At 35.3% G+C, this 15,588-nt stretch carries 16 protein-coding genes; all 16 read left to right on the top strand.

Annotation, left to right across the window (positions count from 1 at the left end; all coding sequences use genetic code 11):
* Window positions 1-2 precede the first annotated feature (2 nt).
* The 16 genes from HT724_RS06395 to HT724_RS06315 all read left to right on the top strand — a co-directional run bounded on the left by HT724_RS06395 (window position 3) and on the right by HT724_RS06315 (window position 15,507).
* Window positions 3-260, top strand: coding sequence for a head-tail connector protein (locus HT724_RS06395; protein WP_006153583.1), 258 nt, complete (start codon window positions 3-5; stop codon window positions 258-260).
* Entirely contained in the window at window positions 260-613 is a 354-nt protein-coding gene (locus HT724_RS06390; RefSeq protein ID WP_173276748.1) for a head-tail adaptor protein, read from the top strand. The genes HT724_RS06395 and HT724_RS06390 overlap by 1 nt, the downstream gene beginning before the upstream one ends.
* Window positions 591-959, top strand: a complete 369-nt coding sequence (locus tag HT724_RS06385; protein WP_173276749.1) for an HK97 gp10 family phage protein — start codon at window positions 591-593, stop codon at window positions 957-959. The genes HT724_RS06390 and HT724_RS06385 overlap by 23 nt, the downstream gene beginning before the upstream one ends.
* A 7-nt stretch (window positions 960-966) precedes the next feature.
* Window positions 967-1,293: a hypothetical protein gene (locus tag HT724_RS06380; RefSeq protein WP_173276750.1), complete on the top strand. Its 327-nt coding sequence runs from the start codon at window positions 967-969 to the stop codon at window positions 1,291-1,293.
* Window positions 1,294-1,295: 2 nt separating this feature from the next.
* Complete coding sequence (locus tag HT724_RS06375; RefSeq protein ID WP_045616007.1) at window positions 1,296-1,865, top strand: major tail protein; 570 nt, start codon at window positions 1,296-1,298, stop codon at window positions 1,863-1,865.
* Window positions 1,866-1,876: 11 nt separating this feature from the next.
* The gene (locus HT724_RS06370) at window positions 1,877-2,296 is read left to right on the top strand and encodes a hypothetical protein (protein ID WP_173276751.1); all 420 of its coding nucleotides are present in this window, start codon (window positions 1,877-1,879) and stop codon (window positions 2,294-2,296) included.
* Window positions 2,297-2,478: 182 nt separating this feature from the next.
* Complete coding sequence (locus HT724_RS06365) at window positions 2,479-5,532, top strand: phage tail tape measure protein (RefSeq protein ID WP_173276752.1); 3,054 nt, start codon at window positions 2,479-2,481, stop codon at window positions 5,530-5,532.
* Window positions 5,529-6,251, top strand: a complete 723-nt coding sequence (locus HT724_RS06360; protein ID WP_173276753.1) for a phage tail protein — start codon at window positions 5,529-5,531, stop codon at window positions 6,249-6,251. Before HT724_RS06365 ends, HT724_RS06360 begins: the two co-directional genes overlap by 4 nt.
* Window positions 6,252-10,586, top strand: a complete 4,335-nt coding sequence (locus HT724_RS10245) for a phage tail spike protein (RefSeq protein WP_240156727.1) — start codon at window positions 6,252-6,254, stop codon at window positions 10,584-10,586.
* On the top strand, window positions 10,552-10,758 hold the full coding sequence (locus HT724_RS06345) for a hypothetical protein (RefSeq protein WP_049520298.1): 207 nt from the start codon (window positions 10,552-10,554) through the stop codon (window positions 10,756-10,758). The genes HT724_RS10245 and HT724_RS06345 overlap by 35 nt, the downstream gene beginning before the upstream one ends.
* Complete coding sequence (locus HT724_RS06340; protein ID WP_001162702.1) at window positions 10,758-11,009, top strand: hypothetical protein; 252 nt, start codon at window positions 10,758-10,760, stop codon at window positions 11,007-11,009. The genes HT724_RS06345 and HT724_RS06340 overlap by 1 nt, the downstream gene beginning before the upstream one ends.
* A gap of 12 nt (window positions 11,010-11,021) precedes the next feature.
* Window positions 11,022-11,450, top strand: a complete 429-nt coding sequence (locus HT724_RS06335; protein ID WP_045616014.1) for a phage holin family protein — start codon at window positions 11,022-11,024, stop codon at window positions 11,448-11,450.
* Window positions 11,440-12,384, top strand: coding sequence for an N-acetylmuramoyl-L-alanine amidase family protein (locus tag HT724_RS06330; RefSeq protein WP_000451462.1), 945 nt, complete (start codon window positions 11,440-11,442; stop codon window positions 12,382-12,384). The genes HT724_RS06335 and HT724_RS06330 overlap by 11 nt, the downstream gene beginning before the upstream one ends.
* Before the next feature lie 153 nt (window positions 12,385-12,537).
* A complete protein-coding gene (locus tag HT724_RS06325; RefSeq protein WP_173276792.1) occupies window positions 12,538-12,666 on the top strand; it encodes a putative holin-like toxin in 129 nt (42 codons plus the stop codon).
* A 344-nt stretch (window positions 12,667-13,010) separates the two neighbouring features.
* Complete coding sequence (locus HT724_RS06320) at window positions 13,011-14,252, top strand: recombinase family protein (protein WP_173276754.1); 1,242 nt, start codon at window positions 13,011-13,013, stop codon at window positions 14,250-14,252.
* Window positions 14,215-15,507, top strand: a complete 1,293-nt coding sequence (locus tag HT724_RS06315) for a recombinase family protein (protein WP_345890311.1) — start codon at window positions 14,215-14,217, stop codon at window positions 15,505-15,507. The genes HT724_RS06320 and HT724_RS06315 overlap by 38 nt, the downstream gene beginning before the upstream one ends.
* Window positions 15,508-15,588: the final 81 nt, after the last annotated feature.

Genomic DNA, 15,588 nt, shown 5'->3' with positions numbered 1-15,588 from the left:
TCATGATAAGTCTAGAAGAAGCAAAACTTTACCTTAAGGTAGAAAACACTGATGAAGATGATTTGATTACGCAATTGATTGATACGAGTAAAAAACTCTGTGAAGAAACATTAAGGCAGAATACTTACAGTGAGGTTCTAAGAATGGCAATCCTGTATGGGGTTGCCTATCTTTATGAACACCGTGAAACAGCTAATTATAAAGAGTTAAAACAAATGTTATATCACCTACTATTAGCTGATAGGAAGGATATCTTTTGATGAAAATTGCTCCGTTACGTGACCGTCTTACATTTGAAGTGCGTAAAATTGTGGTTGATGAAATTGGAAATGAATCTTCAGTTTGGAGCACAGTTTTCCAAAGATGGTGTTCTAGTCGGCCATTGACTTTAACAGAAAATGAGGGGAGCGTGTCTAAACTCCTTTATAACAAAATCCAATTTACACTAAGGTACGACAAAACGGTACTAAATCTAAGTTCATTAAAAGCTAGGATAAAGTACAGAGACGCCTACTTTACGATAGATTCAATTGATGGTGATAGCGTTCCTAGGCAATTGATTTATATTGTAGCAACTAAGGAGAATGACTATGAACAGGATAGGAATGGATGAGTTGGAAAAAGTAATTGATCAAGAGTTGGGTGATTACATTAAAGAGACGACATCTACAATGCGAGAGGTAGTGGAAGAAGTAACAGACAGTGCTGTAGATACTTTAAAACTCTTATCTCCACGAAAAACTGGTAAGTATGCACGAGGTTGGAAAAGCAAGATCACAAGTGATAGTTCTACAGGCTTAACAAAGTCTATTCACAACCGAACACCAGGCTTAACTCATCTCCTAGAAAATGGTCACGCTAAACAAAATGGTGGACGAGTAGAAGGGCAAAAACATATTGAAATCGTTGAAAAAAGTGCTGTTAAGTCACTTGAAGATAAGCTGAGACAAAGATTGTGAGGAGTTTATGACATTAAAAGAGTTCTATAACATTTTAATAAAATCAAAGTTGCCAGTAGCTTATCATCATTTTGAAGAAGGAAGAAGTCCAGCACCACCATTTATTGTATATCTTGTTAAGGACTCAGAAAATGCTGGAGCTGATAATTGGAGCTATCATAAGACTCTTAATCTTCAAGTGGAACTATATACCTTAAAGAAGGACTTAGAAATTGAAACTAAGATGGATGACTTATTTGATAGTCATTCAATTTTTTTTGACAAAGTAGAGACTTATATCTTAACAGAAAAACTCTATCAAATTACATATTACATTTCATTAAACGGAGGATAGTTATGACTGAAAAAAATAAAGTTACCTTTGGACTACAAGATGTTCATTGGGCAGAAGTTACGACTGAAGCTTCAAATGGTGCATTGACTTATGGAACGGTTGAAAGATTACGAGGTGCAGCAGAACTAACCTTAGAACCGACTGGTGACAAAGGTTCATACAAGGCAGATAATATCAACTTTTATACTTCGGAATCAAATGATGGTTATGAGGGAACATTGAAGCTCGCCTTATTAACTCAAGAATTTTTAACTCGTGTGTTGGGAGAAAAATTGGATCCAACAACGAAAACAATTTCTGAAATCGCAAATGCTGAAAAGAAGAATTTTGCTCTGATGTTTCGTTTTGAAGGAGATAAGAAAGAAACGCTTCATGTTTTGTATTACTGTTACGCATCACGTCCATCAATGGGATCAAAAACAAAATCTGGTTCAGATATTAATGAGGTTGAGCTAAACTTTACGGCAAGTCCTCGTCCACTTGATAAGGTGGTTCGTCGCAAAACGACAGAAGAAACAAGTGATGAGATTCGTCAGAATTGGTTCAAGGAAGTCTTTGAACCTCGTGAATAAAGGAGTTACAGATGAGAGATAGTATTACAATTTCAGGAAAGACCTATGAATTGGCTACTAATGCGTATACACCCATTGCCTATAAAGAACAGTTTGGTAAAGATTATTTTCAAGACTTGTTTTCAATGGTGAGTTCGCAGTCAATTCTTGATAAGATTGAGCACCTAAATGAGGAAGAAAATCTTGAGACTGGTGATATTGATTTGTCCATCCTGACTAATTTTGATATGACTTTTTTTCACAGAATTTTTTGGGTGTTTGCGAAATCTGCTAATCCAAAAATTAAACCATTCAAAGAATTCTTTATGGAGATGGAGGAGTTTCCGGTTCAAGAAGTAGCAACTATCTTAATGAACATGCTTAATCAAGGGATGAATACAAGAAAAAAGCAGATCAAACAGAAACAGCAAGTGAAGAAATCTTTACGGTAGAAAGCTATCTATTTTGTTGTAAGGAAACTGGTTTATCCATAGATGACTTAAAGCATATTTCAATTGGGATGGCTCTTGATTATCAAACTGACTATGTAAACTTGCGGACAAATGAAACAAGCAACACAAGAAAAGCGAATCAAAGTGATTTTGATAATTTTTAATAGAAAGGAGATGTGAACATGGCTGGGAATATAAAAGGCATCACAATAGAAATTGGTGGTGACACACAACCCTTGCAAAATGCCTTAAAAGGGGTAAATAAACAAGCCGCTGAATCAACTAAAGAATTGAAACAAATTGATAAGGCTCTTAAGTTTGATACAGGAAATGTCACACTCCTTACTCAAAAACAAGAAGTGCTTGCTAAACAAGTTGAAACTACTAAAGAAAAGTTAGCTACCTTAAGGCAGGCACAAGCTCAAGTTGAAGCTCAATTTAAGTCAGGTAATATTGGGGCGGAACAATATCGAGCCTTTCAAAGGGAAGTAGAAACTACTCAGACAGTACTGAAAAGTTATGAAAGCAAACTAGAGGGTGTCAATCAAGCCTTATCGGAAAATGGAAATCGACTAAGTAGTACTAAAAGTCAATGGGATAGCTTGAAACAAGAACAAGCTCGTCTAGCTTCTGAGAGTGAAAAATTAACGAGTCAATTTAAATTACAAGAAAGTGAACTTTCTTCAAATGCTAGTGAATCTGAAAAGCTAGCTTTAGCTCAGAGAAAAGTAAATGAAAGTTCCTCTTTACTAGAAAAACAGATTCAGAATTTAGAGAAACAGCTAGAACTAACAAAATCTCAGTATGGCGAAAATTCGATTGAAGCCAATAAACTGGAACAGACTCTAAATAATACCAAAACGGCCTATAATCATCTTCAAAATGAGATGGAAGAGATGGGCACTAGTTCAACAAGTGCGAAGGATAATCTATCAGAAATCAATCATCTCTTAAAGGCAGATATCCTAATGGAATTCAGTGACCGTTTAGCAGAATTATCACAAAAATTGATTGATTTTGGAAAACAGTCGCTTGAAGCTTTTAGTGAAGTTGATGAAGGGATGGATATCATTGTCACTAAAACTGGAGCAACTGGCCAAGCTTTAGAAGAAATGACAACTATCGCAAAGAACCTTGCTACAGAAATTCCTACAGACTTTAACACTGCTGGAAGTGCAGTCGGAGAATTGAACACTCAGTTTGGTTTAACCGGTGATCGTTTAAAATCAGCTTCAAGTTATCTCATCCAATTCGCATCCATAAATGGGAGTGATGTTACCTCATCAGCTATTTCAGCTAAAAAAGCTATAGAAGCCTATGGCTTACAGGCAACGGATTTGTCTAGTGTACTTGATACGGTGACCTTTACCAGTCAAGCTACTGGGGTTGGAGTTCAAGATTTGATGGATAAGGTTGTTTCTGGAGCACCACAAATTAAGGCATTAGGACTTTCATTTGATGAGGGTGTTGCCTTAATGGGGAAATTTGAAAAGGCTGGTGTGGATTCATCAGCCTCTTTATCATCCTTATCAAAAGCATCTGTGAAGTATGCGGCATCTGGAAAGACCCTACAACAAGGTTTAGCTGAAACCATCGAAAAAATTAGAAATTCAACTAGTGAAACTGAAAAGTTAACCCTCGCTTCAGATATATTTGGAACTAAGGGTGGTCCACGAATGGTGGATGCTATTAGTCGTGGAGCTTTATCTTTCGATGACTTAGCTGAAACAGCAAAGAAAGCGTCAGGAACAGTCGGCTCAACTTATGAAGCGACACTAGATCCAATTGATAAATTTACAACTACTCAAAATGAAGCTAAGTTAGCATTAGCTGAAGTAGGAGATGCTATAGCTGTCACTTTTGCACCAATACTAGAGATTCTAGCTGATTTGCTACGTTCAGTTGCTGAGTGGTTCTCTGGTTTATCAACGCCAGTCAAACAATTTATTGTTATTGTGGGTAGCCTTATTGCTGGATTAGGCTTATTACTCCCTATATTTTTAGCGCTTCAAGCAGCTGCCTTAGCAATGGGTGTCACAATTGGTGGCTTAATAGCAAGTGTAGCACCAGTTATTGCTATAGTCTTAGGAATTATAGCTGTTCTTGCTTTGTTAATTGTAGGAATAAAAGAACTTTGGGAACATAACGAGGGATTTAGAACAGCAGTAACGGATATTTGGAATGCTATTTATTCTTTTATATCTACTATCATTCAAGAAATATCAGACTTTATTTTAAGTATCTGGGGAACACTGACTTCGTGGTGGAGTGAAAACCAAGAATTAATTCTTGCAGCTGCAACCACAGTTTGGAATGCAATATCAACAGTTATAACTACCGTTATGTCTATTCTAGAACCTTATATTCAGGCAGCATGGGAAAACATAAAACTAATCATCAGCACAGCTTGGGAAATCATCAAACAAGTAGTTGAAACGGCAATCAATCTAGTCTTAGGCATTATTAAAGCAGTAATGCAAATTATTACAGGAGATTGGTCTGGTGCATGGGAAACAATAAAGGCAGTTATTTCAACAGTATGGGAATCCATCAAGTCAATTGTAAGCTTAGTTCTAAGTACTATTAGTCAACTTATATCAAACACCTGGAATGGGATTAAGAATACAATTAGTAATCTCTTATCAGCAATTAGTAACGTTGTCAGTACAATTTGGAATAGTATCAGTTCAACTATTTCAGGTATTTTAAATGGAATTTCAAGCACAGTGGCCAATGTTTGGAACGGTGTAAAAAACACAATTTCGAATGCAATTAACACTGCCAAAAATGCAGTTTCAACTGCTATAACTGCTATCAAAAATCTCTTTAATTTCAGATTTCAGTGGCCACACATTCCTTTACCTCATTTTAGTGTGTCAGGATCTGCAAACCCTCTGGATTGGTTAAAGGGACAAATTCCTAGAATCGGAGTTGAGTGGTATGCAAAAGGGGGAATTTTAACCAAACCAACTGCCTTCGGAACAATAGGGAATTCCCTAATGGTAGGAGGAGAAGCAGGAAACGAAGCGGTACTCCCTTTAAATGAATCTACTCTTGGGGCAATCGGAAGAGGTATTTCAAGAACGATGGATTTAAGAATGCCAGACATCAACATTTCGATTACTGGAAATATTATCCGAGAACAGGCAGATATTGAAAAAATAGCAAATGAAGTAGCAAGTCGAATCGCAGAAGAATTAGCACGTCAAAAACAATTGAGAGGAGCCACTATATGATTAAAAGAAACGAGTTAGTCATAGATGGAATTGGAACTTCTAGTTTTCCTTTTAAGGTGATTGTCCACGAATCGCCTTCTGTTATTCTAGCGGAGAGTAAAACGAGTTTATTAGAACATAAAGGAATGAGTGGCGCTCTTTCGCAAACAAATCAGCACCGTGATTTAATTGAAAAATCATATACGATTTACATTGTTAAGCCCTCAGAAGAACAACTCCATCAATTTATGGGTCTATTTATCAAGGAGCAGTTTTGGCTTGAGAGTGAACGGATGAAAACCACACGTCTTTGGTGTTACCGAGTAAAATGTACTGAGGTAAAACAAGAGAGAGATGGTGTGTATGCGACAAAAGCTACCTTTATTTGTCATCCTACAAAGTTTTTTAAATCAATAGATAGACAAACTTTGACATCAAACGGAGTGCTAAGAGTTCAAGGTACGTCTCTAGCATTTCCTAAAATAACAATAATGGGAAATTCTACAACTGAGACGCAGTTTACGATTGGTGATCAGGTTATTAAAATTGAAAAACTTACAGAACCTCTAGTGATGGTAAACGAACCAAAAAGTCCAAGTTTTTTAACGACTAGCAAAAAGTACATCAAATGGTCTGGTGATTTTATCACTATTGATCCAAGCGCTAAAAAAGAAGTAGGTGTTGTTCTTGGTAGAGGTATTACTTCTTTAAGCTTTGAAACAAATTGGGGGTGGGCTTAAATGTTATTTTTGTTGAACAAAGATATTAGAACTGCAAAGTGGAATGGATTACCTCTTCATGAAACTAGCACTGCTATTGTAAAAGAAACCCTGAACGGTGATTTCACCTTATCTATTCGCTATCCAATTACCGATTCTGGTATCTATAAACAAATAAAAGAGGATATGCTTATCAAGGCTCCTGTGCCTGTCTTAGGATTTCAGTTATTTCGTATTAAAAAGCCAATTGAAAACGATGATAGTTTGGATATAACCGCCTACCATATTTCAGATGATATTATGCAACGGTCTATCGAACCAATTAGTGTTGCTAATCTTACATGTGGTATGGCCTTATCCCAAATGGTTCAAAATACTAAGACCAATCTTGGTGATTTTTCATTTACGAGTGATGTTACAGATCGCCGTACTTTCAATACAAATGAAGCAAAGACACTCTATGCTGTCTTAATGGATGGTGCTCATTCTATTATAGGAACTTGGGAAGGGGAGTTGATTCGTGACAATTTGGCTCTGACAATCAAGAAGAATAGAGGTGAAAATAGGGGTGTTGTCATAACAACACATAAGAATCTAAAGTCTTACAAGAGAACCAAATCAACTCAATCAATCATTACTCGTATTCATGCAAAATCAACATTTAAACCGGATGGTAAAGATAAAGACCAGACAATTAAAATTACTGTCGATAGTCCTCTAATCACTTACTATCCATATATCAATGAAAAAGAGTACGAAAATAATACTCTTAAAAGCATTGAGGAGTTAAGGAAGTGGGCTGAGGCTAAGTTTAAGAATGAAGGAATTGATAAGTTATCGGATGCTATTACGATTGAAGCCTATGAACTCGATGGGCAGGTAGTACATTTAGGTGATACCGTATATATCAAGAGTTTGAAACATGAGATTGATATTCCAAAAAAGGCAGTCGCTTATGAATTTGACGCACTGACACAAGAATATATCTCGATTACTTTTGATGATAAACCAATGGTAGGTAGTTCAACTTCGAATAGTGGAATTTCAACTGTTGCAAATGCAATTTTAGACTCTGGTTTCACATTACAAGAAGTAGCAATTAAAAAAGCTTTGAAAAATGCGAACACAGCCTTTGATGCCGAATTCACTAAACAAAAAGAATCACTCCTTGATGATATTGAAAAAGTCAAAGCGAGTGCCGAAGTCTACGCAGATGGTATTCGTCAAGAGATTGAAGGAAAGATCGCTGATGTTGGTTCTAAAGTTCTATCTAATGAATCACTTAATGAAAATAGATACAACGATGTATTGGCTAAAGCAAATAGTAGTAGAGATTTAGCTAATCATGCCTTAGAGGTCAGTAAAGAAGTTAAAGAAACTACTAATACAGTACTAACAGATACCTTAAACTATAAAAAAGAAGCTATTGCTGAAGCAAATCGGTTAGTTGAACTCAGCAAGAATAGCTTATTGAATCAAATTACGACAGTAGAATCTTCAATTGATAAGCTTAAGGGGGTTATTACTAACAAGGTTTCAAAGACAGACTTCGATGCTATCAAAAATACCGTAGAGCAACAACGAACAGAAATATCACAAGCCAAGGATAAAATAAATCTAAAAGCTGAAAAGACCTATGTAGAAAATATTAAACAAACAGCTAGTGAAGCACTCCAAAGAATATCAGAGAACACATTAGCAATATCTAAAACTAAAGCTGATTTACAAGTTGCTGCAGATGCTATAAAGACTAAAGTATCACAAACAGATTTTAATCAAACGACAAATCGACTTGCTAGTACTGAAACAACAATTAAAATTCAAGCAGGTGAAATAGCCAAACGATTGACCAGTAGTCAGGTAGAGTCCGTAATAAATTTAAAAGGATTTCAAACTAAATCAGATGTTGATAAAAATATTTTAGATAGAGGTTATGTAACGAACTCTAGCGTGCAAAACTTAGTTAGAGAAACATCTAATAGTTTCACTCGGACTATTAGTGAAACTAAAGCTTTAATACCAACTAGTGTTTCTCATCGAAACTTAGCATCTGGTTCCAGTGATAGTTGGACTTCATACAAAGAAATAAACTCGAAACTCAATTGGATTCAAACATTAGGAAAAATTCCTTATGGTGATTCGACTGGCATTTATTCAGGGACAAAAATCAATCTATTTGTTTATATTTCTGTCGATAATGTTGTATTAGATTCAACTGTTACTCCTAGAATTATCTTACAAGGTCCAGGCTATAAAAAATCAGATAATAGTGCTGTATGGAGTGTTCATTCTAATCCCTTTCATACCTCTTGGTCTACTACATTAAAAACTGGTACAAACTACCATATTATTAAGATTTCTCGAATCGTAACAGATGAGATGTTCAATAATTTTAAAAACTTTGAATTACAATTTCGTATTGATGGAGCGAGTTCAGGTAAGTTTCATTGGAGAGCTTTAATGATTACTACTGGAGATATCTTCCCAAATTATTGGACTAAACCTATCGAAGATTTAACAACTGTAACGGCTTTTAACGAAGTAAAAGATACTCTAAGTAGTCATACAAGAACTATTAGTGAACAAGGCAAAACAATTAGTCAGGTTGTACAAACATCCGAAGGACTGATTACAAGAGTCAGTGATTTAATTGATAACCAAAACTTAGTATACGATCCAACCAATTTTAGTAAATATAGAGAACGTGAACCGAATTCGAATTTAGTTATGACTGGAACTAATGAATACAAGCTGCTAAGAATTGCACAAAGTGGTAGGACAACAAATGGTTGGCGTGGTTTCCAAATGCCTCTTCATAGTCAAAAATTTGTTGCTGGTGAGAAACTTTCTTATAGGGTCAATTTATGGATAGATGTACTACCTGATGGAAAAGTTGGTTTTGAAATCAAATCAGGTAACTCAATAGGAGGTTTCACCATCAGTCCGACTAGAACGGGCGCAGCTCAAATTTTTACAGGAACTTTTACGATAAATAAAACCGTGACAAAAACAGATGATTTTGGGCTTCATATTTGGCTAGAAAAGAACGGCACTGTGGCAGTTGGCCAAATTTCAATTGTTCGAGGTAGTCAGCCACCTAAAAACTTTGTAGATAGTACATCCTTTCAACAAATTGCAACAGAAAGTCTTGTTCAGCAACATCAAGGTTCCTATTCGATTCAAAATTTAACTAATGCAGGCTCTTTAATTTCAGGTATTAATCTAGGCGCAAATGGAATTAATAGAATCATTGGTAAGGCAACTCATATCACTGGGGATACTTTAATTGATAGAGCAGTCATTAAATCAGGAATGATTGATAAATTAAAGACATCAAACTTTGAATCTGGGTCTGTAACTACTATGGTATTAGCGTCAAATTCAGTAACTGCAGATAAAATTGTCGTGGATCAAGCGTTTTTTAATAAGTTAGTTGCAAATGAAGCTTATTTACGACAGCTGTTTGCTAAGAATGCTTTTATCAATAGTGTACAAAGTGTTAGGATTGATGCTAGTCAAATAAAGTCAGGCTTACTAAGTGGTGACAGAATTCAGGGTGGCACAATAACTGGAACCACAATTTCTGGTGGATTATTAACTGGAGAAACAAAAATTAAGTTAGGTGCTTATGGTTCATTTGACGCTATCAACGGTGGATTACAGATTAATGTTCCTCGTCAGTTTAATTCTAAAGATGGTTTAGGCGTACAATTTATAGGTTCTTATGGCCGAGGGGACAATGTTCCTTACGGCTTATTTATTTACAAAGATTCAGATTTTACTACTGGAAACACTGCAAGTGATAGTGATGATTTTCTATTGACGGTCGAAGGATACATTAAGGCAAAAGGAATTGGCTGGTTAAAGTACGGCAAAAGTAGCATTAATGGCTCAACTACAGGAACTATTAGTTATTGGAATTCTAATAATGTGTCTCTAGACTTTGGTGGATCAGGAAATGATATTTACTACTCATATAACGGAAATGCTTATAGCTTATGGCAAATTGTTAACCAACATTTTTCTGATAAAAACTTAAAAGAGAATATAGGCTTATCTAACTATAAAGCACTCGATTTTATCAAAAGATTTCAATTTAAAGAGTATGACTGGAAGAAAATAGGGAATCGTATTCAAAAGGCTCATACCAAAATTGGACTCATCGCTCAAGATGTTCAACAAATTGATTCGTCACTGGTGTATGAAAATGGTGGTTTTCTGAATCTTGATAATACAAGATTAACGAATATCGCTTTAAAAGGGATTCAAGAGTTAATACTTGATATTCGAAAATTAAATAAACGATTGGAGATGTTAGAAGATGAACACAGATTTAATCCATCAATTAGCAGTTGACTCATTGACTAAAAAGTTGGCGCAAGCTGAAAGTCAAGCATCTCAGAGCGAGGCACTTTACTTAGTTGCTGCGAGTGAACTACAGTTGATGAAAGATGTATTAGATTATGACTCAGACCTCAAGGATTTATTTGAGGAAGTAAAAACTAAAAGAGAGAAAGGAGAAAGTTAATGGCGTTAGAAATTACTAAAACAACACGTTTGGTTGGAAATTTGAAGATTGGTGATGAAGTAGTTAAGCAGTATACTGTTGATGTTGATGAACATGGTGTTTCTACAGTATCTGAGTTTCTCTATCATTCAGAGCTCTATGCGGAGCATCGTCTCGAAATGAGAAACCAAGAAAAATTGTTCCGAGATAAACGATATGAATTAGAAGATGCTGTTTTAGCTGAAATTGAGTCAAATAAAAAAGAACAATAGGGAGTATTAAAAATGGATATTGAATTGTTTAATTTTTTAAGAAAGCTCATCGAAACAGAAGATGGGCTTATTTTGTATGCGTTAGCGTTAATTGTCATCATGGAAATTGTAGACTTTGCATCAGGCACATTTGCTGCAATTGTAAATCCTGATGTTGAGTATAAGAGTAGAATTGGAATCAATGGATTAATTCGAAAAGTCTTAGGGATTTTTATGTTACTGTTATTGATTCCGATGTCTGTTTTGTTGCCTGAAAAAACTGGATTTATGTTTCTGTATTCGATTTATATCGGATACCTAGTTTTTACTTTCCAATCACTAATTGAGAACTATCAAAAAGTAAAAGGGAATATTCTACTTTTTAAACCAATTTTAAAAGCTTTTGAACATCTAACTGAAGGAAAGTCTAACGATGATAAGGAGGATAATCATGGAAGTTGATAAAAGTAGATTACGAACAAATCTTCCTCAAATCGGTGAGCAACCCTATCGACAAGTTCATGCTCACTCTACAGGTAATCCTAACTCAACAGCACAAAATGAAGCGGATTACCATTTGCGTCGTCCAGTTGAGTCAGGATTTTTCTCCCATGTGGTAGGGAATGGTCGTATCATGCAAACTTGGTTAGTAGACCGAGGTGCTTATGATGTTGGTGGCGGATGGAATGTTGAAGGTTACGCTCAAGTTGAACTAATAGAAAGTCATGAATCTAAAGAAGAATTCATGAGGGATTATCGACTTTATGTCAAGCTATTACGTGAGTTAGCTGACGAGGCTGGAATCCCTAAAACTCTAGATTCTAGTAGTCTTGCTGGGATTAAAACTCATCAATTTTGTACTTACAACCAACCAAATAATGGAAGTGATCATGTAGATCCCTATCCATACCTTGCAAAATGGGGCATTAGTAGAGAACAGTTTAAGAAAGATATTGAATCTGGTCTAACTGAAGGAAACTGGAAACGAAACGAAGTTGGTTGGTGGTGGGAAGAAGCAGATGGCTCTTATCCAAAATCTCAATGGAAAAATATCAAAGGAGAATGGTTCTACTTTGATAATAGAGGCTACTGTTTCATCAATAAATGGTTCAATGATGGCAAGGATTGGTTTTATTTAGATAAGCGTGGTGCCATGGTTACTGGTTGGATGCATATCGATCATCGTTGGTACTATTTTAAGTCGGATGGTAGAATGGCTAAAGGTTGGGTAAAATATCGTGAAACTTGGTATTACTTGGATGAAAAAGATGGGGATATGAAATCTAAGCAATTTATTAAATCAGGAAACGGATGGTACTATCTCAAGTCTGATGGTTCGTTATCAGTAAAACCAGAATTTACGATTGAACCTGATGGTTTGATTACTACTAACTAAGATTTTGTAGATACTACTCTTAAAATAAATCTTTAAACAAAATAAACCACCGAAGTTGGTGGTTCATGTGGTATAATATCTATTGTAGAAAAGTGAAGACGGTGGCTCCTTATACCGAAAGAGAGGTGATGCCTATGGGCAGTTCATCAAAATCTGACGGAAAGGAGGGGCACTCTTTTGACCGCATTTGAAGTTGTACAGACAATACTTGGTTTTGGTAGTTTTGCCATTACTTTGATTGGCTTGTGCTATAAAATCTTCAAAGACAAGGACAAAAAATAATCCGTCCCCACTTTTGAGCGAGTAGGACGGATTAAATCTGTTATACGAGCTACCGTCTTTTTAACGGTTCTACATTGGAGTTGAGTTGGTAGCTCAGCTCCTTTTTCTATGTTTATTATAACATATTGCGATTAAATTTCAAATAAAAAATCTAAGCCTGGTGAAGTACATCAGGCTTTTTCTTTTTGATTTTTTCTTAAAACCGGAAAAATCTATCTTGAAAGTACCTATTTAGGTAAGAGGACAATAAAGACATTTTGTTAAAGTACAGGGTTGCTGATTACTTGACTAATATTGCGTTTAGAGGGATATATAGTGTGTAAAAACTTCTTGTAGGAGGAAAAATGAATATAAGAAAAATTGAAGCAAAGAATAACAATAGAAAAAAGAGAATTTGTGCATATGTTCGAGTTTCTACAACCAACGGAAGTCAACTTGATTCGCTAGAGAATCAAAAAGTCTATTTTGAAAAGTTGTATGCTGAACGTGATGATGTTGAGTTTTTGGGTGTTTTTTGTGACAAAGGGATTTCAGGTTCAAAGTATGATAGACCTGATTTTCAAACTATGCTAGATGCTTGTAGAAAAGGACAAATTGACGTTATCCATACTAAGTCAATATCAAGGTTTGCAAGAGATTTCATCAATGTTCTTGAAATAAGTCGAGAATTAAAAACTCTTGGTATTGATATCTTTTTTGAAGAGCAGAATATCCACACTTTATCCAATGAAGGTGAAGTCGTCTTGACTGTGTTAGCAATTTTGGCTGAGGAAGAGTTACAAAGCATGAGCGGAAACCAACGATGGAGTTTTCGTAGAAAGTTCCAGAAGGGAGAATTACTCATTAATGCTAAACAGTTTTTAGGGTATGATTTAAACGAAAAAGGTGAACTTGTTATAAACAAAGCAGAAGCCCAAATAGTAAGAACCATCTTTTATAGTTATTTAGAAGGGATGGGTACACATAGGATTGCTAAAAAACTTAATGAGGGCAAGGTTCCAACTGTAGCAGGAAAGAAATGGTATGACAGCACAATTCGTAATATCTTAAAAAACGAAAAATACAAAGGATCTTTACTACTTCAAAAATACTTTCATGACGGTGTAAACGGTCCAAAGAAATTAAATCAAGGACAGGTTGAACAATACTATATCGAAGATAATCATGAAGGAATTGTTTCTAAGGAAATATGGGAGAAGGTTCAGGTAAAAATGAAAAGCCGTTCTCGGATCCAAGGTACAAATAAAACCTATAAATTTTCCAGAATGCTAAAATGCCAATATTGTGGTTCAACATTAAAAAGACAGGTATCTTATAAGAAAAAGATTGTTTGGTGTTGTTCCAAATATATCAAAGAAGGAAAAAATTCATGTAAAGGGATGAGAGTCCCTGAAAGGGATATTGAAGATTGGAAACTAAGTTTACCAGTAATTGTGTTAGAAAGGATAGAAGATGGAGAAAAACATTACGGTTATACCGGCCAAAAACCCTCAGCAAACGGTCATATCTCAAACTCGGAAAAAAATCAGAGTAGCCGCTTATTGTCGAGTGTCTACAGACCAAGACGAACAGCTATCAAGTTATGAGAATCAGGTTAATTATTACCGTGAATACATCTTAAAACATGAAGATTATGAGTTAGTAGACATCTATGCGGATGAAGGGATCTCCGCAACTAATACAAAAAAACGTGACGCTTTTAACCGCCTAATACAAGATTGTAGAGGTGGTAAGGTGGATAGAATTTTAGTTAAATCTATTAGTAGATTTGCCAGAAATACATTGGACTGCATCAAATATGTAAGAGAACTGAAAGAACTAGGCATTGGAGTAACGTTTGAAAAAGAGAATATTGATAGTCTAGATTCAAAAGGAGAAGTACTACTTACCATTCTATCATCACTCGCACAGGATGAATCGAGATCCATTTCAGAAAACTCAACTTGGGGAATTCGTAAGAAATTCGAGCGTGGTGTGGTTCAGGTAAATACTACAAACTTTATGGGATATGACAAAGATGAAAAAGGAAATCTTATTATAAACCATGAACAAGCAAAGGTCGTAAGGTATATATTTGATAGATTTCTAGAAGGATACAGTCCAGAATTTATTTCCAAAGAGTTAAGAGAACTGGAAATACCAGGTTGCACAGGTAAAGCAAAGTGGTGCCCTAGTGCTATATGGAAAATGCTTCAAAATGAAAAATACAAGGGTGATGCTTTGCTTCAGAAAACCTATACCGTTGATTTCCTGACGAAGAAACGAATTTATAATGATGGACAAGTTAATCAATACTATATCGAGAACAATCATGAACCAATCTTAGATAGAGAAAAGTGGGAGATTGTTCAGTTAGAAATAGCAAGAAGAAAGAAATTTAGAGAACAACATAAGCTCCAATTTTATATCATGCAGAAAGAAAACAATTCCTTTACAACAAAAGTATTTTGTGCCGAATGTGGATCAGCATTTGGTAGGAAAAATTGGACTACAAGTCGAGGTAAACGTAAGGTGTGGCAGTGTAATAATCGATATAGGATTAAAGGCCAGGTTGGATGTTTAAACAATCATATTGATGAAGAAATGCTTGAGAAAGCTGTTATGATGGCTGTAAGTATTCTTAAGGAAAATAGAGAACTTCTTCAAAGTAAATGGAACAAACTTATAGAAACTGATAGTCGTTTAAAACAGTATTACAGTAATCGACTTAGAGACATAGTTTCTAGAAAAAAATGGAATTTTAATGGGGTTGAAATGTGCCGGATTTTAGATAGTATCACCATTTCAGAAAAAGGGGAGATTAGTATTAAATTTCTTGAAGGTACAGAAGTAAATTTGTGAGTAACTGTAACTAGTAAGTTGCAGTTTTTTATTTTGAATAATGATATAATAGTATAAAGTAATATTCAAGGGGATGTTAAT

It is taken from the genome of Streptococcus sp. k-402, assembly GCF_013277515.1.
GTDB lineage: Bacteria > Bacillota > Bacilli > Lactobacillales > Streptococcaceae > Streptococcus.
Note: the sequence above shows the minus strand (reverse complement) of the source record. Positions and strands in the feature narration are given on the sequence as shown.